25 protein-coding genes, 1 tRNA gene, 2 pseudogenes and 1 other annotated feature are annotated in these 21,038 nt (G+C 39.7%); of the genes and pseudogenes, 8 read left to right on the plus strand and 20 right to left on the minus strand.

What is annotated here, in order from left to right:
• Position 1: 1 nt before the first annotated feature.
• From PCY17_RS10930 to PCY17_RS10950, 5 genes are all read right to left on the minus strand, one after another.
• Positions 2-1,264: a glutamate-5-semialdehyde dehydrogenase gene (locus PCY17_RS10930; protein WP_301394525.1), complete on the minus strand. Its 1,263-nt coding sequence runs from the start codon at positions 1,262-1,264 to the stop codon at positions 2-4.
• A 9-nt stretch (positions 1,265-1,273) separates the two neighbouring features.
• A complete protein-coding gene (proB, locus tag PCY17_RS10935; protein WP_301394528.1) occupies positions 1,274-2,383 on the minus strand; it encodes a glutamate 5-kinase in 1,110 nt (369 codons plus the stop codon).
• A gap of 99 nt (positions 2,384-2,482) precedes the next feature.
• A complete protein-coding gene (locus PCY17_RS10940; protein ID WP_109289823.1) occupies positions 2,483-3,382 on the minus strand; it encodes an RluA family pseudouridine synthase in 900 nt (299 codons plus the stop codon).
• The gene (gene lspA, locus PCY17_RS10945; protein WP_049485321.1) at positions 3,366-3,833 is read right to left on the minus strand and encodes a signal peptidase II; all 468 of its coding nucleotides are present in this window, start codon (positions 3,831-3,833) and stop codon (positions 3,366-3,368) included. Before lspA ends, PCY17_RS10940 begins: the two co-directional genes overlap by 17 nt.
• Positions 3,830-4,738, minus strand: a complete 909-nt coding sequence (locus PCY17_RS10950; RefSeq protein WP_076984469.1) for a LysR family transcriptional regulator — start codon at positions 4,736-4,738, stop codon at positions 3,830-3,832. The genes lspA and PCY17_RS10950 overlap by 4 nt, the downstream gene beginning before the upstream one ends.
• On the opposite strand from PCY17_RS10950, the pseudogene PCY17_RS10955 reads away from it, so the two are divergent.
• Positions 4,731-4,802, plus strand: a pseudogene (locus PCY17_RS10955) (AraC family transcriptional regulator); the annotation flags it as partial. The gene PCY17_RS10950 and the pseudogene PCY17_RS10955 sit on opposite strands and share 8 nt — an antisense overlap.
• A 165-nt stretch (positions 4,803-4,967) precedes the next feature.
• On the opposite strand, the gene rpmA reads toward PCY17_RS10955, so the two are convergent.
• From rpmA to PCY17_RS10975, 4 genes are all read right to left on the minus strand, one after another.
• Positions 4,968-5,261, minus strand: coding sequence for a 50S ribosomal protein L27 (gene rpmA / locus PCY17_RS10960; RefSeq protein WP_000916509.1), 294 nt, complete (start codon positions 5,259-5,261; stop codon positions 4,968-4,970).
• A 16-nt stretch (positions 5,262-5,277) separates the two neighbouring features.
• On the minus strand, positions 5,278-5,622 hold the full coding sequence (locus PCY17_RS10965) for a ribosomal-processing cysteine protease Prp (RefSeq protein ID WP_000613696.1): 345 nt from the start codon (positions 5,620-5,622) through the stop codon (positions 5,278-5,280).
• 15 nt (positions 5,623-5,637) lie between these two features.
• Positions 5,638-5,952 carry a 50S ribosomal protein L21 gene (gene rplU / locus PCY17_RS10970; RefSeq protein WP_000109141.1) on the minus strand — a complete coding sequence of 105 codons (315 nt, stop codon included), beginning with the start codon at positions 5,950-5,952 and terminating at the stop codon, positions 5,638-5,640.
• 34 nt (positions 5,953-5,986) lie between these two features.
• Positions 5,987-6,107, minus strand: a sequence feature (ribosomal protein L21 leader region).
• Between the two features lie 64 nt (positions 6,108-6,171).
• Positions 6,172-6,858: a YoaK family protein gene (locus PCY17_RS10975; RefSeq protein ID WP_162287143.1), complete on the minus strand. Its 687-nt coding sequence runs from the start codon at positions 6,856-6,858 to the stop codon at positions 6,172-6,174.
• 156 nt (positions 6,859-7,014) lie between these two features.
• Here PCY17_RS10975 and PCY17_RS10980 point away from each other — a divergent pair, with 156 nt between their 5' ends.
• Positions 7,015-7,992 (plus strand): Gfo/Idh/MocA family protein, encoded by a 978-nt coding sequence (locus tag PCY17_RS10980; protein WP_084944453.1) that lies wholly within the window; start codon positions 7,015-7,017, stop codon positions 7,990-7,992.
• A complete protein-coding gene (locus tag PCY17_RS10985) occupies positions 7,989-9,071 on the plus strand; it encodes a DEAD/DEAH box helicase (protein ID WP_301395092.1) in 1,083 nt (360 codons plus the stop codon). Before PCY17_RS10980 ends, PCY17_RS10985 begins: the two co-directional genes overlap by 4 nt.
• Positions 9,072-9,095: 24 nt before the next feature.
• Here the strand turns inward: PCY17_RS10985 and PCY17_RS10990 are convergent, their stop codons facing one another.
• Positions 9,096-9,473 (minus strand): DUF1934 domain-containing protein, encoded by a 378-nt coding sequence (locus tag PCY17_RS10990; protein WP_301395095.1) that lies wholly within the window; start codon positions 9,471-9,473, stop codon positions 9,096-9,098.
• Positions 9,474-9,544: 71 nt separating this feature from the next.
• Between PCY17_RS10990 and PCY17_RS10995 the strand changes: the two genes are divergently transcribed.
• The gene (locus PCY17_RS10995) at positions 9,545-10,852 is read left to right on the plus strand and encodes an HD domain-containing protein (RefSeq protein WP_301395097.1); all 1,308 of its coding nucleotides are present in this window, start codon (positions 9,545-9,547) and stop codon (positions 10,850-10,852) included.
• A 9-nt stretch (positions 10,853-10,861) separates the two neighbouring features.
• Positions 10,862-11,668 (plus strand): sugar-phosphatase, encoded by an 807-nt coding sequence (gene yidA, locus PCY17_RS11000; protein WP_301395099.1) that lies wholly within the window; start codon positions 10,862-10,864, stop codon positions 11,666-11,668.
• Positions 11,669-11,714: 46 nt separating this feature from the next.
• On the opposite strand, the gene PCY17_RS11005 is transcribed toward yidA, so the two are convergent.
• The 8 genes from PCY17_RS11005 to PCY17_RS11040 form a co-directional block, all read right to left on the minus strand.
• On the minus strand, positions 11,715-12,317 hold the full coding sequence (locus tag PCY17_RS11005) for an AbiV family abortive infection protein (protein WP_301395101.1): 603 nt from the start codon (positions 12,315-12,317) through the stop codon (positions 11,715-11,717).
• A gap of 404 nt (positions 12,318-12,721) precedes the next feature.
• Positions 12,722-14,314, minus strand: a complete 1,593-nt coding sequence (locus PCY17_RS11010) for a hypothetical protein (RefSeq protein ID WP_301395103.1) — start codon at positions 14,312-14,314, stop codon at positions 12,722-12,724.
• A gap of 310 nt (positions 14,315-14,624) precedes the next feature.
• Positions 14,625-14,696 (minus strand) — tRNA-Arg (locus PCY17_RS11015).
• Positions 14,697-14,737: 41 nt separating this feature from the next.
• Positions 14,738-15,085 (minus strand): 50S ribosomal protein L19, encoded by a 348-nt coding sequence (gene rplS / locus PCY17_RS11020; protein ID WP_001068669.1) that lies wholly within the window; start codon positions 15,083-15,085, stop codon positions 14,738-14,740.
• 118 nt (positions 15,086-15,203) lie between these two features.
• Positions 15,204-15,533, minus strand: a complete 330-nt coding sequence (gene crcB, locus PCY17_RS11025; RefSeq protein ID WP_084936706.1) for a fluoride efflux transporter CrcB — start codon at positions 15,531-15,533, stop codon at positions 15,204-15,206.
• A complete protein-coding gene (gene crcB, locus PCY17_RS11030) occupies positions 15,527-15,901 on the minus strand; it encodes a fluoride efflux transporter CrcB (protein ID WP_084944449.1) in 375 nt (124 codons plus the stop codon). The genes crcB (PCY17_RS11025) and crcB (PCY17_RS11030) overlap by 7 nt, the downstream gene beginning before the upstream one ends.
• Positions 15,898-16,164, minus strand: a complete 267-nt coding sequence (locus PCY17_RS11035; RefSeq protein ID WP_084851695.1) for a chorismate mutase — start codon at positions 16,162-16,164, stop codon at positions 15,898-15,900. Before PCY17_RS11035 ends, crcB (PCY17_RS11030) begins: the two co-directional genes overlap by 4 nt.
• A gap of 117 nt (positions 16,165-16,281) precedes the next feature.
• Positions 16,282-16,725 carry a flavodoxin gene (locus PCY17_RS11040; protein ID WP_001162125.1) on the minus strand — a complete coding sequence of 148 codons (444 nt, stop codon included), beginning with the start codon at positions 16,723-16,725 and terminating at the stop codon, positions 16,282-16,284.
• A gap of 103 nt (positions 16,726-16,828) precedes the next feature.
• Here PCY17_RS11040 and PCY17_RS11045 point away from each other — a divergent pair, with 103 nt between their 5' ends.
• The 3 genes from PCY17_RS11045 (at position 16,829) to PCY17_RS11055 (ending at position 19,150) form a co-directional block, all read left to right on the plus strand.
• The gene (locus PCY17_RS11045; RefSeq protein ID WP_301395535.1) at positions 16,829-17,773 is read left to right on the plus strand and encodes a bifunctional oligoribonuclease/PAP phosphatase NrnA; all 945 of its coding nucleotides are present in this window, start codon (positions 16,829-16,831) and stop codon (positions 17,771-17,773) included.
• A gap of 107 nt (positions 17,774-17,880) precedes the next feature.
• Positions 17,881-18,744 (plus strand): lantibiotic ABC transporter permease, encoded by an 864-nt coding sequence (locus tag PCY17_RS11050; RefSeq protein ID WP_301395537.1) that lies wholly within the window; start codon positions 17,881-17,883, stop codon positions 18,742-18,744.
• A 163-nt stretch (positions 18,745-18,907) separates the two neighbouring features.
• A complete protein-coding gene (locus tag PCY17_RS11055) occupies positions 18,908-19,150 on the plus strand; it encodes a type B 50S ribosomal protein L31 (protein WP_000710762.1) in 243 nt (80 codons plus the stop codon).
• Positions 19,151-19,266: 116 nt separating this feature from the next.
• Here PCY17_RS11055 and PCY17_RS11060 read toward each other — a convergent pair whose 3' ends face one another.
• Positions 19,267-20,601, minus strand: coding sequence for an Nramp family divalent metal transporter (locus PCY17_RS11060; RefSeq protein ID WP_301395539.1), 1,335 nt, complete (start codon positions 20,599-20,601; stop codon positions 19,267-19,269).
• 216 nt (positions 20,602-20,817) lie between these two features.
• Positions 20,818-21,038 (minus strand): annotated as a pseudogene (locus PCY17_RS11065) (carbamoyl-phosphate synthase large subunit); the annotation flags it as partial.

Below are 21,038 nucleotides of genomic sequence, written 5' to 3' on the forward strand. Positions count from 1 at the left end.
CTTACTCCCTTATCTGTCCGTCACCAGTAACCACATACTTGTAGCTGGTCAACTCTTTCAAGCCCATAGGCCCACGCGCATGCAGTTTCTGAGTAGAAATTCCCATCTCACATCCAAGACCAAATTGGCCACCATCAGTGAAACGCGTTGAGGCATTGACATACACCGCTGCTGAATCTACTTGATCTGTAAAGTAGGCTGTAGCTTCAGCATTTTCCGTCACAATGGCATCCGAATGATGGGTACTGTGGGCTTCAATATGCGCAACCGCTTCTTCTAAACTGCTCACAACCTTAACCGCTAGGATATAGTCTAAAAACTCGGTGTCAAAGTCTTGGGCCTCAGCTAATCGACCTGAAAGAAACTGACTTGCTTTGCTATCCAGACGGAATTGAATGGGTTCCAGTCCAGATTCCTCACGCTCTGCAACCAGCACTTGCTCCAAGCGAGGAAGGAAGCTTGCTGCCTTGTCTTCATGAACCAGCAAGACCTCCATGGCATTACAGACAGAAGGGCGACTAGTTTTGGCATTGTTGATGATAGACAGAGCTTTGTCTTCGTCTGCATCCTTATCTACATAGACATGGACAATCCCAGTTCCTGTCTCGATAACAGGCACGATAGCATTTTCAACAACGGCATTGATCAAGCCAGTGCCTCCACGAGGAATGAGAAGGTCTAGATAGCCCTTGGCCTTCATCATAGCATAGCTACTTTCACGACTAGTATCTTCCACCAGTTGAATCACCTCTGGATGAATGGTAGTCGTCTCTAAACCCTTCTTCAAGGCTGTGACAATAGCATGAGCTGTTTGGTAGGCGTCCTTACCACTACGAAGAACGACCGCATTGCCACTTTTGAGAGCCAAAGCAGCCGCATCAGACGTCACATTTGGACGGCTTTCATAGATAATCCCAATAACCCCCATGGCCACACGTTTCTTGGTAATAACCAAGCCATTTTCAAGCTGACTTGTTTCTAGAACTTCACCGATAGGATCTGGTAAAGCAACCACTTCACGAATCCCTCTTGCCATCGCTTCTATACGTCCCGCATCCAAATAAAGACGGTCTAGCATAACATCTGAGATTTTCCCCTTAGCCGCTTCCATATCGAGGGCATTGGCCGCTAAAATCTCCTCAGTAGCTGCCAATAAATGATCATCCATGGCTAGCAAGGCTTGGTTTTTCACTGCTTCACTGGCAGTATTGATTGATTTCTTAACAGCCTGTACCTGTTCAAATTGTTCTTGTGTCCTTACCATCGTTCACCTCTAAAATTCTGTAAAGAGCAGCTGGATTTCAGGAGTGATGGAAATCCAGTCATCACGGTGAATCAAGACTCCCTTAGCTTTTTGAGAACGAAGCATATCTTCTAGAGCTGAGACACCAAATTGGACACGTCCCTTTCCAAGAGATTGACCTGTTTCTTTATCTGCTACTGTTACAATATCGTGGTAAGAGAAGTTTCCTTCCACTTCTACCACACCTGATAAAAGGAGACTTTTTCCGTTTTTTGAAAGTGCTTCTGCAGCTCCACCATCTACCCAAATCGTTCCTTGACTTTGAGCATAAAAAGCCAACCATTGTTTCTGGGTACGAAGGCCCTTCTCTTGTGCAACAAAGAAAGAACCATCCTTGGTCTCGTCCACTGCCTCAATCAGGGCATCTGATTTCAGGGACGAGCAAATATAGACCGGCACCCCCGACTCCGTCGCGATCGTGGCCGCCTTGATCTTAGTCAACATCCCACCTGTACCATTAGACGAACCTGCTCCACCAGCCATATCAATAATCTCACGATTGATAGTCTCGATTTTCTCAAGACGTTTAGCTCTTGGATCTGAGTTGGGATTTCCAGTATAGAGACCGTCTACATCCGTCAATAGAACCAAAAAGTCTGCCTGCACCATAGCCGCTACCTGGGCACTCAGAGTGTCATTATCACCCACCTTGAGTTCGTCAATGACGACACTGTCATTCTCGTTGATGATAGGAATGGCACCACGATGAAGCAATACAGACAAGGCCTGATGGGCATTCTTATAGCGACGTTTATCCACAAAATCATCCTGGGTCAGCAAGATTTGTGCAGAAACGATCTGGCGCATGAGGAGGTTGGTTGTGTATTCCTCCAACAAAAGTCCCTGACCAACTGCAGCCGAAGCTTGTTTATCTGCAATCTTGGTCGGACGCTTTTTAAATCCTAAGGCTCCAAAACCTGCCGCCACTGCACCAGATGACACTAAAATCAACTCATGCCCAGCTTCATGCAACATAGCTAATTGCTGAGTAATTGCCTTTACTTTACTTCTTGATAAACTCCCGTCTTCATTTGTCAAGGAGGAGGTCCCTACCTTAAAGACGATTCGTTTGTACTTCATATTCTCACTCCGATTCTTCATATTTATCCATTATAACATGAATGCTTTAAAATAGAAAAGACTTGAAATAAAAAGGTTGAGACAGTCATCTCAACTCTTTTATCTATTCTCAGTTTTACGTAATCTTTCCAGAGTTTCTTTAAAAATCTCTGGAATATCCGCTGTGAACTCCAAGGTTTCACCTGTTCTCGGATGAGTAAAACCTAGAGTCTTGGCATGGAGAAACTGTCCATGTCCTTTCAGGGTTTTACGAGGGCCATAGACCTCATCCCCAGCGACTGGATGGCCAATATAAGCCATATGAACACGGATTTGGTGGGTACGTCCTGTTTCCAGTTGCAACTCCAATAAACTATAATCACCAAATCGTTCCAAAACGTGGAAACGCGTCACTGCAGGCTTTCCTTTAGCAGTCACTGCCTGTTTCTTACGGTCTTTTTCACTCCGACCAATCGGTGCTTCAATCACACCACGATCATTTGGCAGATTGCCGTGAACAATTGCCCAGTATTTGCGGAGAGACTTCTTGTCCTTGAGTTCTTGAGCGAGTGCTAAGTGGGCCTCATCATTTTTCGCAATCATAAGGAGACCAGACGTGTCCTTGTCAATGCGGTGAACGATGCCCGGACGGAGAACCCCATTGATACCTGACAGGTCCTTGATATGGTACATGAGAGCATTGACCAAGGTTCCACTGGTATGACCGGCGCTGGGATGAACCACCATCCCCTGAGGTTTGTTAACAACGGCTACATCCTCATCTTGGTAGATAATCTCGAGCGGCAGATTCTCAGCCACATACTCTAAGACCTCTGGTTCTGGCACATGGTAGGTGACGATATCCCCCTCTTGGACAGTGTATTTAGCTTTCTTTACTTGCCCATTCACCAAAACTTGTCCAGCCTTAATTTGTTCATTCGCGAGACTGCGTGACAATTCTGTCAGGTCCGACAGAGCCTTGTCTAGACGTTGCCCACCAGTTTCAATTTTTATTTCCATTTACTTCCTCTTTAAGCATTGCAATCAATAGAATAATCACACCAACTGTCAAATAGCTATCAGCAACATTGAAAATCGCAAAGTTGATAAAGTCTAGGTGAAACATATCCACCACAAAACCTTGACTCATTCTGTCGATAAAGTTGCCCAGACCTCCCGCGATTATCAAAGTCAGTCCAAAAACCAACCAGAGAGAATCCTCCATGTGTTTATGTAGATACCAAATGGCACCTACCATGACGACCAGTGTAATAACAGCAAATAACCACTGCTGATCTTGCAGCATGGAGAAGGCTGCTCCTCTATTTTGCAGATAGGTCAAGCTAACGAGATTAGGTATCCACGAACGAACTTCACCCAGTGGAATCTGCTGGACAACATAATTTTTGACCAACTGATCCAACCCAATCAAAAGCAGTACAATGACTGCTACTATTCCTCTTTTTTTCATGATTTCCTCTTTTGATCAAAATATTCTTGCATAACCTCAACGAAAAGAGTCCCAGCTTGGCTAAGCTCCACTTCTTCCCGTTTGACATAGACCATGCGGTTATCTAGATTATCCTTGAGACGAATGACTGTGATCCCATTAACACTGTCACTATCTAAAAATCCAGATCCAGTCGCATAAGCATCCGTCCGCTCCAAAATACCATTCAAAGTAGCACGGTCGGTCACATTAAACATCTGGGAGCTCGCGCTGGTGTCGACAAAGTTCTCTGAATAGTAAAGGTACTCATCCTTTTCCTGAGTAAAAAGAACCGTTGGTAAATCCGCTAAATCCTCCATGACCAATTCCTCTTTCTGTGCTAAAGGATGCCCTTCACGAAGATAAATGTGAGTCTGGAAAGGAATTAGTTCAATAACTTCTAAACCAAGCTTTTCAACCCGTTGCATGATGCCCTTTTTATTTTGGTTGTTGAGGTAGATAATCCCAATCTCACTATGTCCTTGAGCCACTTCGTCTAAAATTTGAACTGTGGTAGATTCAAAAATACGAAAGTTCTTGTAGTCAGGATAACGTTCCGAAAAGGCCGTAATCGTTGGTGGCAAGAAGTCATAGTGCTGGCTGGCAATGGAAAATTCATCCTTTTCTTCCTCAGGATTGGCATATTGATTTTGAAAAACATCAAAGCCTTTGACCAATTCTTGCGCTTTCTCATAAAATTCCATACCACGACGGGTCAAAAACGTTCCCGAACTCGTCCGACGGAAAATCTTAAAACCAAGCTCTTTTTCCAAATCGCGCACAGAAATAGACAGACTTGGCTGACTAACATACATCTTTTCAGCAGCTTCACGGAAAGTACCACTATTGGCAATGGCCACAACATAGCGTAATTGTTGAATGTTCATCTTTTACCCCCAACTTCTCTATCTGTTCATTATACCATATTTTAGAAGTTTTCCACCTAGGAAAAATAATGTCGCTCACAAAATTCATCTACACTAGTAACGAAAAATTGTGGGTATCAAAACAAAAAAATAGGCTCTCCGAAAACTCGGAAAGCCTTATTTTATGCTAGTTCTAGCTTCCTCGCCTTTTCATTTTAAGGCTCGGGATAAAAAGGTTCACTGAACCTTTTTATTTTGCGATTGGGTAAACAGAAACTTGTTTTTTATCGCGACCTTTACGTTCAAAGCGTACTACGCCTTCAACTTTAGCGAACAAAGTATCGTCTCCACCACGTCCAACGTTTACACCTGGATAGATGTGTGTACCACGTTGACGGTAAAGGATTGATCCACCTGTTACAGTTTGTCCGTCAGCTGCTTTAGCTCCAAGACGTTTCGCTTGTGAATCACGTCCGTTTGATGTAGAACCTCCACCTTTTTTGTGGGCGAAAAGTTGCAAGTTGTTAAGAGTCATTTTCAACATAATGTTTTCCTCCGTGTTAGTTTTCTGTGATAACTCTGGTTTGGACGAACTCAGATGAGTTCTCCGATAAGTTTGCCATACCTAAGAAAAATGATTCGAAGAATAACTGGGTCATTTCTCTCTGGTGTGAAGGAAGATCCGCTGGTATATCAACCTTTAGATAGCCACCTTCATCTTCGTTTAATTCTAAGATTGGTTCATAGCCTGCAAATTTCTCAATGGAATTGATAAAGTTAATGGCAAGCGTAGAAACCGATGCACACACGACATCTAAGCCGTATTCGCCACTTTCGGCGTGTCCAGTAATTTCCGCACTCCTCAGCTCGCCATCTTCGGCTCTCTCAAAGACTGCTTGTATCATGTGTTCTCCTTAAAATTAAGCGTTGATCGCGTTGATGACAACTTTTGTATATGGTTGACGGTGACCTTGTTTACGGTGGCTACCTTTTTTAGGTTTGTACTTGTAAGTAACAACTTTCTTTTGTTTTCCTTGTTTTTCAACAGTTCCAACTACAGTAGCTCCAGCAACAAGTGGAGTTCCGACAACAGTGTTTTCACCACCAACAAGAACAACTTCGTTAAAAGTAACTTCTTGACCAGCTTCAACGTTCAATTTTTCAACGTAAACTGCTTGACCAACTTCAACTTTAACTTGTTTTCCGCCAGTTTTGATAATTGCGTATGTGCTCATTATGCACCTCCTATGATTTTTAGGGTTTCCCCGTATTTTTGTGAAGACTCGCCTAGCATCGTGGGACGAACCACTTAAAAGAAGAGCTCTAAGTATAACAAAGTTTAAATTTGTTATACGACGAGCAAACGATGTTCGTGCGGTTGCACAGGACTGTGCATAGTCAACTCTTCAAGTATAGCATATCTTCTTTTTTCTTACAAGTAAAATCAATTAAAATTAAGCTTTTTCTTTCCCTTTTTTTCTCCAAGAAGCAAAAAGCATACTGAAGTAAAAGATACTCATCATAAGAGGAACTCCTAGAATTGTCTTCTCCTGATAGTAAATCGTCAAATAAGCTGAAAAAACAACTCCGAAGACAAAACTGCTAAGCAAGCTAACAAAAATCAAGCCCTCTCGTAGGAAAGGCGTATGATTGGTCCGGAAATAATCTCCAAAAGCCAACATGGTACGTTTGATATTCCCTGTCATAAAAGCATTATTATAGGCAATCCCTGACACTTCTCCAAAAGCAGTTGTCACCAGCCCCATACAGAAGGCCAAGGGCGGTACGAGATAGATATTATCAACCGTTTGCGGCACAAAGCCTATAATTAGGGACAGGACTGCAAGTGGAATCAAGGACAAAATCGGCTTTTTAACAATTCGTAGTTTTTCCTTATACAATGTCAGAAAAAAGACACCCATCATAAAGGAAAACAAGGTCATTACTTTGGCACTGGCGTCCGATACATTCTGCTGAATGAGTCCTACAGAAAGAAAAACCACATTCCCAGTTTGTCCAGCCACAAGGGTGTTCCCTCGAACGATAAAGGTATAGGCATCGACATATCCTGCACAAAAGGTCAAAAAAAGCGCTAGTCTTTTAGACTGACGAGATATTTTTCTTATTGGTAATAATCTCATTATCTCTCCCATTTCAGTTTCATTTACTCATTTCAATATTGTACCACTTTCTTTAAGAAAAGCGTAGTCCATTTGAAAATTTTTACCATCTGTTGGATAGTCCTTCTTTTCTATGTTATAATGAAGGAAGGATTTAAAGTCGGAAAAGGAGTATCTATGCTTAAACTAGGTGTCATCGGAACAAGCGCTATCAGTCATCACTTCATAGAGGCAGCCCATACCAGTGGCCAATACCAGCTGGTTGCTGTCTACTCTAGAAAGTTAGAAACTGCCGCAACCTTTGCTTCCCGCTATAAGAATATCCAACTCTTTGATCAATTAGAGGAATTCTTTCAGTCTTCCTTTGATGTAGTCTATATCGCTAGTCCAAACTCCTTGCATTTTGTTCAAGCCAAGACTGCCTTGTCTGCAGGTAAACATGTCATTCTTGAAAAACCTGCTGTTACTCAGCCACATGAATGGCTAGATTTGAGACAAACAGCTGAGAAAAATCACTGTTTTATTTTTGAAGCAGCTCGTAATTACCACGAGGAAGCCTTTACTACTATCAAAAACTTTTTAGCAGACAAGCAAGTGCTGGGAGCAGATTTCAACTATGCCAAGTATTCTTCCAAGATGCCTGACTTGTTGGCTGGACAGACTCCCAATGTCTTTTCAGACCGTTTTGCTGGTGGAGCTCTTATGGACTTGGGGATTTATCCTATCTACGCTGCTATTCGTCTCTTTGGAAAGGCCCAAGACGCGACCTATCAGGCTCAACAGCTTGACAATAGCATTGACCTAAATGGCGATGGTATCCTCTTCTACCCTAACTTTCAAGTTCATATCAAGGCTGGGAAAAACATCACTTCCAATCTTCCTTGTGAGATTTACACAGCAGATGGAACCTTGACTCTTAACACGATTGAACATGTCCGCTCAGCTATTTTTAGCGACCACCGAGGAAATCAAGTCCAGCTCCCTATCCAACAAGCTCCTCATACGATGACTGAGGAAGCCGCCGCATTTGCACACATGATCCAGCAACCAGATCAGACACTTTACCAGAACTGGTTGGATGATGCAGGTTCTGTTCATGACCTATTATATACCATGCGCCAGACTGCTGGCATTAGATTTGAGGCAGAAAAATGAAAACCAAACTACCGACTGAATGGCAGGAATTGAGCGACCAACTCGGTTTCCAAGAATTTACCCCCATTCAAACTCAACTATTTGAGCCTATTCTTGCTGGAGAAAATCTCCTAGGAGTGAGCCCAACAGGAACTGGTAAGACCCTCGCTTACTTACTCCCAAGTCTACTCAGACTGAAAAAGAAAAAATCCCAGCAGCTCTTGATTCTAGCACCAAATACCGAACTGGCTGGACAGATTTTTGACGTGTGTAAAACGTGGGCAGAGGCTATCGGCTTGACTGCTCAGCTCTTCTTATCAGGTTCCAGTCAGAAACGCCAGATTGAACGACTCAAAAAAGGACCAGAAATACTGATTGGAACCCCTGGCCGTATCTTTGAGTTGATTAAATTGAAAAAAATCAAGATGATGAATGTGGAAACCATCATCCTGGATGAATTTGACCAATTGCTCGATGATTCTCAGATTCACTTTGTCGAGAAAATCACTCACTACGCACCTCGTGACCATCAACTCATCTACATGAGTGCGACGACCAAGTTTGACCAAGAAAAGATTGCGCCAAACACGCGCACTATTGATCTCTCTGACCAAAAATTGGATAACATCCAGCATTTCTACATGCAGGTAGACCAACGTCACCGAGTGGATATGCTACGAAAACTGGCTCATGTAGAGGATTTTCGTGGCCTTGTCTTCTTTAATAGCCTATCAGACCTTGGAAGTGCGGAAGAAAAACTGCAATATCGAGATGTCTTGGCTGTTTCCCTCGCTAGTGATGTCAATGTCAAGTTTAGAAAAGTTATCTTGGAAAAGTTTAAGGACAAGCAGTTAACCTTGCTCCTTGCAACAGACCTTCTGGCTCGCGGAATTGATATCGATAGCCTAGAATGTGTCGTAAACTTTGATATTCCTAGAGACATGGAAACTTACACTCACCGCGCTGGCCGTACAGGTCGAATGGGTAAAGAAGGCTATGTGATCACTCTCGTAACCCATCCTGAAGAACTTAAAAAACTCAAGAAGTTTGCTACAGTTCGAGAAATTGTCCTAAAAAATCAAGAACTCTATATCAAATAAGGTTGGCATTCGCCAACCTTTTTCTTATCCCCAAGTAATTTCTAATTGATAGCTGGCAAAGGGGTGTCCCTCTTTGTTTTGCAGTTGATAGGCAAGCTCAATCTTTTGCCCATCCAGTTTGTAGTGATTCGTTTGAATGATAAACTCCTGCATCCCCATTGGAGTAGGAATATATGCCAAACTATCACTATCCTTTAGAAAACGCATGATGGTATTGGGCTTTGAGAAACGGGTCATCACCAATTCTTCTTGATGAAACTTGAGAACCACTTTCTCCTTTTCCTCATTATAAAAGAGTAAATAGCTATAATCCCCCTTTTCACGTACTTCCACGTCATAGAGTTGGTCAACGACTTCCAACTGTTCATCAAACTGAATCGTATTGCGCATCCGAATCTTCACATCAAATCCTCTTTCTTGTCTCTTGTCCTACTATTTTACCAAAAAGAGCAGGATTTTGCTATAATGGTCATATGAATGAAAAAGTATTCCGTGACCCAGTTCACAATTATATCCATGTTAATAATCAAGTCATCTATGACTTGATCAATACAAAAGAATTTCAACGTCTGCGCCGTATTAAGCAACTAGGAACTTCCAGCTATACTTTCCATGGTGGTGAGCACAGTCGCTTCTCTCACTGTCTAGGAGTCTATGAGATTGCACGACGTATAACGGAGATTTTTGAAGAAAAATATCCTGAAGAATGGGATCCTGCTGAGTCTCTCTTGACCATGACCGCTGCGCTCCTTCATGACCTTGGGCATGGTGCCTACTCCCATACTTTTGAACATCTCTTTGATACAGATCATGAAGCTATTACCCAGGAAATCATCCAAAGTCCTGAGACAGAGATTCACCAAGTTCTGCTACAAGTAGCACCCGATTTCCCGGAGAAGGTAGCCAGTGTCATCGATCATACCTACCCTAACAAGCAGGTCGTACAGCTCATTTCCAGTCAGATTGATGCAGACCGCATGGACTATCTCTTGCGCGACTCCTATTTTACAGGAGCATCTTATGGGGAATTTGACCTGACACGGATCCTTCGAGTCATTCGTCCTGTCGAAAATGGCATCGCCTTTCAGCGCAATGGCATGCATGCAATCGAAGACTATGTTCTCAGTCGCTACCAGATGTATATGCAGGTTTATTTCCACCCAGCAACACGGGCTATGGAAGTTCTCCTACAGAATCTACTCAAACGCGCTAAGGAACTCTATCCTGAAGACAAGGACTTCTTTGCACGCACTTCTCCTCATTTGCTACCTTTTTTTGAAAAGAAAGTTACTCTATCTGACTATCTGGCACTTGATGATGGCGTGATGAATACCTACTTCCAGCTCTGGATGACCAGTCCTGACAAGATTCTCGCAGACTTGTCGCAACGTTTTGTCAACCGCAAGGTCTTTAAATCCATTACTTTTTCAGAAAAAGACCAAGACCAACTCGCAACCATGAGACAACTGGTTGAAGAAATCGGTTTTGATCCAGACTACTACACTGCTATTCATAAGAACTTTGATCTCCCTTATGATATCTATCGTCCCGAATCTGAAAACCCGCGGACACAGATTGAGATTCTACAGAAAAATGGAGAACTGGCAGAACTCTCTAGCCTGTCTCCTATCGTCCAATCCCTTGCTGGCAGTCGCCACGGAGATAATCGTTTTTATTTCCCGAAAGAAATGTTGGACCAAAACAGCATCTTCGCAAGCATTACCCAGCAATTTTTACACTTGATTGAGAACGATCATTTTAGCCCAAATAAGAACGAATAGAGGAAATTTATGAGTATTAAACTAATCGCCGTCGATATTGATGGTACCCTGGTTAACAGTAAAAAGGAGATCACTCCGGAAGTCTTTTCTGCCATTCAAGACGCCAAACAAGCTGGTGTCAAAATCGTGATTGCAACGGGTCGTCCCATTGCAGGTGTTGCCAAACTTCTGGACGACTTACAGTTGAGAGACGAGGGTGACTATGTAGTAACCTTCAACGGTGCCCTTGTCCAAGAGACTGCTACTGGCCATGAGATTATCAGCGAATCCTTGACCTATGAGGATTATCTAGATATGGAATTCCTCAGTCGTAAGCTCGGTGTCCACATGCATGCTATTACTAAGGACGGTATCTACACAGCCAATCGCAATATCGGAAAATACACAGTGCACGAATCAACCCTCGTCAGCATGCCCATTTTTTACCGCACTCCTGAAGAAATGGCTGGCAAGGAAATCGTCAAATGTATGTTTATCGATGAACCAGATATTCTCGATGCTACGATTGAAAAGATTCCAGCAGAATTTTACGAACGCTACTCTATCAACAAGTCTGCTCCTTTCTACCTTGAACTCCTTAAAAAGAATGTAGACAAGGGTTCAGCCATCACTCACCTAGCTAAAAAACTAGGATTGACCAAAGATGAAACCATGGCGATCGGCGACGAAGAAAATGACCGCACCATGCTCGAAGTCGTTGGAAACCCCGTTGTTATGGAAAATGGAAATCCAGAACTCAAAAAAATCGCCAAATACATCACCAAAACAAATGACGAATCTGGCGTAGCCCATGCTATTCGTACCTGGGTATTGTAGCAAAAGGTAAGAATAGACGAAAACCGCTCTGCTGAGCGGTTTTTGTCTATTTCATCTTAGAATTAGCAATAATTTCAAAAAACAAATCAGTTTTCTTTGATAACTCTATTGAGTAATTCGTCCAGCCAACAAGATTATCATCAAACGATTCTATCGCAAATAAAAGTAAATTTCTTGCAAATTCTTGAGTGATTAAATCTTTTGGTGTCACAATATTGTTATTTTTTCTATCACAATAAATTGCTTTTTCTCTTAAATCTTTTAATTCACCAGAATAAATAAATTGAAATATCTTTTCCAAATTTTCATTAGAAATTACATTGTTAATCCTTTCTCCCATACAAATAGTGTAGCTCGCTCCAACAATTTGTTTAGACTTATGATCCCTTAATTTATCTTTTCTCACATAGGAATCTGAACCTTTAATAAATATTCCCATTTGAATTTTTCCAACCTCTTCTAGCACACTAATAGTTAAAAAAGAGGAGGAGGTATATGAATTATTTATATATAAAACATATGAATCCGAAATCAACTGAACAACATGATCTAAGCATTTATTCAATTCTTCTTTTGAAGAAATATAAAAATTGCTAGTTCCGTTTAAGATAACTTTTACCTTATCAAAAGAACAATCTTTATCGACCATTAGTACTCCAAATTTTATAATTCATGATAATTTGTCAAAGTAATTCTAGCGGTTTCTTATCGAACCTATGTCTATACTTTATATAATTCTTGTAATTTGGGGGCGAATTTGGGGCGAAACACCTCAAACACCCAGTAAAATCAATAGTTTCTATGCCCCTTGCAGGAATCGAACTAAGGTTTACAAATCCTATTCTAATAATCTTTTGAATACTTTTGGTCAATTTTTGGTCAAAGGTTTTGCTTAATTTTTTTAGTGAATATTCCATTCATATCCAAAAGAGGTTCATTATGGGTGATTAGATTGTTTATAGTTGACTAGGATCGATAAGTTCAGTTTGTATTTACACAACTTATTGTACACTACCATAAAATCTAATGACTCCCAAAAATTTAAGAACAATATTATTCATTAGTTATAATTTTAAATAATTCAGAAGACTTCAAAATATAATAGCTTACATTTTGGTTATCATCCTTAAATACAATAATACCTTGTTTGTTATACGCTCCAACTACTTCAGAATTACTATCTAGAATTTGCATCGTTACATTATCTACTTTATAAGTTTCCTTACAAGATAAAATCTTATTATTTTTGAATTGAATTTTTTTTGACTCATCTACACTTTCGATACGATCTTCTTTTACATTAGCAAAAACATACTCGCCTCTAAAATGATTAGCCATCACGTTGTTTGCTACTATGGAACCAAACATGAAAATAGCTGCCAAAGAAAACGGAAATAAAAAGACAAAAGAATCTGGCCTTTTTAATAACCTATAACCATTTGATTTATTATTTTGCGACAATGTCTTATAAATATCTGAAGTAGATTTTACATAATAGGTTTCATCAATTAACAAAATATCCTTGGAAACTATTTTAACATTCTTGAAATTATCTTCTGTTTTTATAATCCCTCTTTCATAAGTATATATATCTTTATTAGCACTATGAAAACTGTTACTAATGCACAAATAATAATCTGACTCATCGAACTGCCATTTTTTATTACTAAAAAACACCTTATTATATTTTCCATATAGACAAGCTTTAATTTCTTTTTTTAAAACTTTAGTTAAAACAAATTTCGATAACTTATCAGTGATATTGTCTTCAAACTCAAAAAATACAATCAATATAAATAACACTACCAGTATTTTACAAACCGTAACTATAATATTTAATACTGAAAAATATGAGAACGTTAAAATATTTTCATGCTTTATAAATAAATAATTATATAAGAAATTAAATTGATCACTATATATCACACGTTCTGAAATAATGAGTGCAAGATACAAGAATGGGATAAATAACAAAATCTGATATCTTAATCTTATAAATTTTTCCTTACTCTCATTATCAGCTTTATCATTCACAATTGTTGTAAGTTTCTTTGTTTGTAATAATTTTATATCTTCATTAAAAAATTGAGGTAATAAACTTAATAATATTAATGATGCAAAAGTCCAACTGAGAATAGATTTTTCTATTCCTATTAAAGAAAAAGTAAATAAGGGAATAGCAATATAGGACAAAGTATAAACAGGGGGCATCCTAGTTAGAATGAATAAAATCTTCGATAAAATAAAGTACATTGCTACTATAAATGTAAGTCTATAAATTGAAATTACTTTATCCGCAATAATGAACTCCCCAAATAAACTTTCTAACATCGTTTGGAATAAAATTCCCATAAAAATATACTTAGTAATTGTAAGTAGTGAATTCAAAACTGATTTCCAGAATTTAAGAGTGTATTCCTTACTTGACTGATCAGATACCGAAATAAAATAATAATTCCGATCGCCACGATTTGTTATATAGTATGTAAGAGAGATCACTGTATAGCCTATCGTTATATACCACTGCCACAATACTTGTGGAATATTTGTGATAAAACAAATAATAATTGGAATCTCCAAAATAAGTGATAGAAAATACTGAGACCTCATTGGTCTATTTATAAACAATTTTTTAGCTAATTTCATTTTCTTTCCTAATCCTATATATCCCTTACATTAGTTTCCTATATATTTCTAAATCGGATTGCTTTAAAAAATTTAGTTCCTCCATCGTACATTTATACACGACACAAAATTTACTTCTGGTTTGTGAAGAAAGTTCACTTCAGAGTACAGATGTAACGTCACCAGATCCCTGATAAAGTCACACTGTTGCACCTTTTTATGAAAGAATAATCCTTACCTCATTATACCATATTACATATTTCTTATGAAATAGTTTCTAAATTTTATCAAAGAAAAAACACTGATCATTCAGTGCTTTTTGATTGAATTATGCCCCCTGCAGGAATCGAACCTGCAACTACTCCTTAGGAGGGAGTTGTTATATCCATTGAACTAAGGGAGCTAGAGAAAAACCCTGCTGGGTGAGCAGAGTTTTTAGTCGAATTAACGACGGATTTCTTTGATACGAGCTGCCTTACCTTGAAGAGCACGCAAGTAGTACAATTTCGCACGACGTACTTTACCGTAACGAACAACTTCGATTTTTTCAACACGTGGAGTGTGAATTGGGAAGATACGCTCAACACCTACACCGTTAGAGATTTTACGAACTGTGTAGTTTTCTGAGATGCCAGCACCTTTACGTGCGATAACAACACCTTCAAAAATCTGGATACGTTCACGGTTACCTTCGACAACTTTCGCGTGTACACGAACTGTGTCACCAGGACGGAATGATGGGATATCTGTACGAAGTTGACCTTCAGTCAAGCTTTGGATTAATGGATTCATTTTATTCTCCTATCTTTGTCAATCTTGAGGAACCTTCCTCAGCGGATAAACTGTATTTTTGTGCGTCCATTACACACAAGATACAGTTTACCAAATTTCCACCTAAAAGTAAAGAAATTTATAGCAGAATTCCTAAAAAAATCGCTAGAAAACCGCCTATGTAAGTTAAGAGAAAATAGCTATAAAATACCTTCTTGTCACTTAACAGTCTTTGCAGCTCATCATTCAAGGTTGAAAAGGTCGTCAACCCTCCACAAAAACCTGTCGCTAGGATAGCATAGATTTCCTTGGACTCCACATGATTGTAGAGTAAGCCAATTAAAAAACATCCTATAAGATTGGCTATGAGAGTTCCTAGAGGTAATTTTGAAGCTTGATTATAGCGGGAAAAGAAATAACGCACCAGGGCTCCGAACCCGCAGGCGATTGCAAGATAAACGATTACCATTTCTTCCTCCCTAGAACATAAGCCAAGAGTAGACCTCCACCAATACTCAAAAGTAAGTAAATGCCTAAACTAAGATAACGCCCGGTATCGAGCAATTTCACAGCATCAAGCATTAGACTAGAAAAGGTTGTCAGGCCTCCACAAAATCCTGTCCCCAGCGCCAAAACCAAGCCTTTACTAGTTTCCTTATAGACCAGATAGCCTTTCACCAGATAGACCAAGCAGAAAATTCCCAGATAGTTGACAAGGAGGGTGCCCCAAGGAAAGTCTGGACTGGCTGGTAACCAAGTAGAAACCAGATAGCGGACAAGGCCTCCCACCATTGCAGCCAGAAAAATTCCTAGCGGATAGAATTGTTCTTTTTTCATTTGATATTTTGATCCTGATAATCACGCGAACGTTTGAGAATGTCTGAAAAAGTCGCAACAATGGTCTCCTGATAGCGCTTATCTTCTACTCGATTTCTGACTTTTTCAAAAATGATTTCTTCTCGCTTGGTATCTAAGATTGGCTTACCAGATGCTTTCTTATAAGCGACAACCCCTTCAACTAAGTGCATCCGTTCTTCTAGGAGCTTAACGATTTGGTCGTCGATTTGATCAATTTCTTGCCGAATAATATCTAAATTCATACAGTCTCCTCCTTTATTTGAATTATTGTATCAAAAAGCCACCAAATAGGCTAGTAAAATCCCAAAATAACTAATAAAAAAACGCACTGACTTCTTCCAGTCAGTGCAGCTTGATTTTTATCCTACTTTTGCAGCCAATTCTTCTGCGAATTGTTCCAAACGTTCGATGTCTTCTTCTTCGGCAGAGAGGTCCACTTTAACACACTCTGAACCTTTTTCTGCTCCTGTCGCTACAAATACGCGATCAAAGTCATCAACAGCCTTACAGAATTCATCGTAGAAGGTATCTCCTGAACCTACCACTCCGTAAATTTTGCCATTCAAGTTGAGATCTGCTAGGTCTTCGTAGAAGTCCATCATCTCATCTGGCAATTCTCCATCACCGTAAGTATAAGTCGCAACGATTGCAATATCCGCCTCCAAGAAGTCTGAAGCGTCAACAGTCGTACATTCATCCACATCGACATCCAAGCCCAAGTCACGCAATTTATCTGCTACAATATCTGCAATTTCTTCGGTATTACCGGTCATACTGGCAAATACAATTTTTGCTAATGCCATATCGTCCTCCTCAATTTATCTTTCTCCATTATATCATATCTTTTTCATTTTAAAAATAAAAATTCTTGTGCTACAATGAAATGAGAAAGAATTGAGGTTATTTATGGAAATTTGCCAGCAAATTTTAGAGAAAATCAAAGAATACGATACCATTATCATTCACCGCCATATGAAACCAGATCCAGATGCCTTAGGGAGTCAAGTGGGCTTGAAAGCTCTTCTCACACACCATTTTCCAGAAAAGACCATCAAAGCAGTCGGTTATAACGAACCAACTCTAACTTGGATGGCGGAAATGGATACTGTCCAAGACAGTGACTACAAAGGAGCTCTTGCGATTATTTGTGATACAGCGAATCGCCCTCGTATCGATGATAAACGCTACGAACAAGCTGATTTCACCATCAAAATCGATCATCATCCAAATGATGATATCTATGGCGACCTATCATGGGTGGATACAAGTTCAAGCAGCGCCAGTGAGATGATTGCATTATTTGCTCAAGAAAATCAGCTAGCTTTATCTAGTGAAGCGGCACGACTTCTCTATGCAGGAATTGTCGGGGACACAGGGCGTTTTCTCTACCCTTCAACTAGTGCTCGTACCTTTAGAATAGCTGGCCAGCTCCGAGAAATTGATTTTGACTTTGCTGGATTGTCTCGTCAAATGGATACCATGAGCTTCAAGATTGCAAAATTGCAAGGGTATGTTTATGATCACTTAGAAGTTGATGAGAATGGAGCTGCACGCGTTCTGCTTACTCAAGACATCTTGGAAAAATATAAGGTTACGGATGCTGAAACAGCAGCGATTGTTGGTGCACCTGGTCGAATTGATACTGTTAAGGCTTGGGCTATCTTTGTTGAACAAGCTGATGGCCACTTCCGTGTGCGCATGCGTAGTAAAATCACTCCTATCAATGAGATAGCCAAACGACACGACGGAGGAGGACATCCATTAGCTAGTGGCGCCAATTCCTATAGTCTAGAAGAAAACGAACAAATATATAAAGAACTGAAAGAGACTCTACAGATTCACCAAGGCTAAGAAAGAATTTTCTTGGCCTTTTATATGCTATATTCTTAAAATATACGGTTTCTTTGTACCTCAGTTTATGGTATAATAAATCAAACTGAATAAAAGGAGACATAATAATGGAAAAAAATCGTTTGTATATCCTCATTTCTGCTGGAGTAGCAATCCTTGGTTCACTCTTGCCATGGGCTAGTTTAAATGCAGGTGCTTTTGGGTCCTATAGTGTGAATGGTTACCAAGGAGATGGGTGGTTTGTCATTATCGCTGCTATAGTATCTATTGTTCTTGCGTGCTTGAATAATATGAATAAAGCAATGCCTAAAGGGTTCTCAATTGGTGTCATTGTTGCAGGTGCAATTGCAACTCTCGTCACACTAAATAGTCTCTTTAATGTAAATAAGTACATGTCTAACTTTGGTGGATATGGCATTTCAATCGGCTTTGGTTTGATTTTGGCTATTCTTGCTAGCATTGCACTAGTTGTAACTGGTCTCTTGGCAATGTCAGGTGGTAAAATTACAAAAGAGTCATTTACTGAATTAGCTGAGTCTGGTAAAGATTTTGCTCAAACTGTCGGACGTGTAACAAGCTCTACCGTTAAAACTGCGGTCGAAGAAATCAAAAAAGAATCTCAAGAACGTAAAAAAGAAGAAACTACAGCTGAAAAAACAGAAACTGTTAAAGAGGAAACCGAGCAAAAAGAAGAAGCTAAGGAACCAGCTAATGAAGAGGCTGAATCAGCAGAAAAAAATGCAGAACCAGTAAAAGAAGAAACTACAGAATCTGAAACAAAAACAGAAGCTGAGCCAGTAGCCGAACCAACAAAAACAGAGGCTGAAGCTGAAACTGTAACAGAATCAACTGAAACAGAACCTACTGAAACTGAAAAAGAAGCAAAATTAGCAGAAGAAAACACAGAACCAGTTAAAGAAACAGAAGTAAAAAATCAACAAGAAGAAAAAGCTCCAAAACAAGAGAACTAATCATTCTTCTACCGTCACTCCAGTAAACACTGGAGTGATTTTTTATCAAGATTTTTAATAAAATCAGGGAAAAGACTTGCCAAACTTATCAGAATCTGATAGACTAGTATGGTAACAATCTATGGCTCGCAAAGAGACCATGGCAGAAAGGAAATATTGCAAAATGAAAAAAGATATCCATCCAGAATATCGCCCAGTTGTCTTCATGGACACAACTACTGGTTACAAATTCCTTAGCGGTTCAACAAAACGCTCTAACGAAACTGTTGAGTTCGAAGGCGAAACTTACCCATTGATCCGTGTGGAAATTTCATCAGACTCACACCCATTCTACACTGGACGTCAAAAGTTCACTCAAGCAGATGGACGCGTGGATCGTTTCAACAAAAAATACGGTCTCAAATAATGATAAAAAAGAACAGTTACCACTGTTCTTTTTTTGTACTTGTTTTTATGAACCAATCACTACTACTTTCTATTTGTCAACCTTCACGCTGACACTATAATTGATTTCAAACGAGGTTAAAAAATATCGAAAAGAAGCTTGATATTGAGAATGGTCAAGATGAATGAAACTGCGTAACCTAGGATTGTGTTCCACTTGGCATTGGTGAATTCTCCCATCAGTGACTTCTTAGAGGTCAGATAAATTAAGGGGAAGATTGAAAACGGAAGAGCAATTGACAAAAAGACCTGTGAATAGACCAATAACTGATCCAAGGTTTTTTCTTGATATCCAAACAAAACGGCAACAACAATCACAGGAAGCAATGCAAAAATACGGGTACCGATACGGATAATCCACTGAGGCAATTTCAGATGCAAGAAGCCTTCCATGACAATCTGTCCTGTCAAAGTACCTGTAATGGTCGAATTTTGACCACTTGCTAAAAGGGCTAAAGCAAACAAAGTTGACAGAGTTGAGCTAGCTATCGCTCCTGCTATTGTCGAATCCTGTAAAGCATTGTACATTTGGGAGAATGCTGAAATTTCAGATGCATGACCAAAAAAGAGAGAGGCCCCTAAAATAAGAAGTAAGGAATTGACAATAAAGGCTAAGGACAACTGAAGATTTGAATCCCAGGTCATAAAACGCACGGCTTTTCGAACATCCTTCTTATCTTTGTGATTGATTTTCCTTGTCTGGGATAGAGAGGAATGAAGATAGAGATTATGGGGCATGACTGTCGCTCCCACAATTCCTAGAGCCAGGGTCAATTGGCTTTCATGACCAGGTAATGGTGTTTCAAATAATGTTGGAGTTGGTAAGTAACCACCAAAAATACCCTGAATACTTGGACTGGATAAGGCCACCAGATAGGTAAAGATGGCTAATATGGTTAAAATTAGGGTCGTAACAATGGCTTCAATTTTTTTGAAGCCAAATTTCATCAACAACAACAAAAGAAATACATCTAAAACGGTTAAGAGGATAGCGACCATAATCGGTATTTTAAACAAAAGATTTAAGGCAATCGCTGAACCTAGAACCTCAGCCAAGTCTGTCGCCATTAAAGCTAATTCTAAAATCACCCACAAACTATAGCGAAGCCACTTGGGAGCATGATGAGCTGTTGCCTGTGCTAGGTCCATCTTAGTTACGATACCGAGCTTTCCAGCCATCTGTTGTAGCTGCATGGCGATGATGGATGAAATTAAAATGACGAATAAGAGACTATACTTGTAAGAAGCACCACCAACCACACTAGTAATCCAGTTTCCAGGATCCATATAACCAACTGCTACAAGAGCGCCAGGTCCTAAAAATGCTTTTAGATTTTGCCAAAAATGGTTGTTATTTGGAGTATCGATAGATTGATTAATCTCAGAGAGTGACACTTTTTTATGAGAAGACATCGGAATTTTACACTTTCTAATCTGTCTTTACCTATTTTCTTAATGGAATTTTTGAAAAAATAATGAAAATAGTTTTCCATTTCCAATTCTCCCTTATTATATCACATTTTAGAATGATTCTTAAGGAAAGAATGATGGTTGAAATAGACAATAGCTGTATTGCAAAAGCCAGCGTCAGAAAACGCTGGCTTTAAAACTGTGAAAATTCTGTATCAACTAGATCGCTTCTGTAACAAAACTACGGCTTTCCAGCACTTTAAGCATGGCATTAGCTGTATCTAGAGCTGTAAAGAGTGGTACACCATGTTCGATAGCTGAACGGCGGATTTGTTCACCATCTTCATCAGCAGTTCGCTTAGTACCAACTGTGTTGATGATAGCTTGGATTTTCCCTTTACGAACATAGCTTGGGATATCATGTTCATCATCACCAATCT

The sequence above is a fragment of the Streptococcus sp. SO2 genome (genome assembly GCF_030440025.1).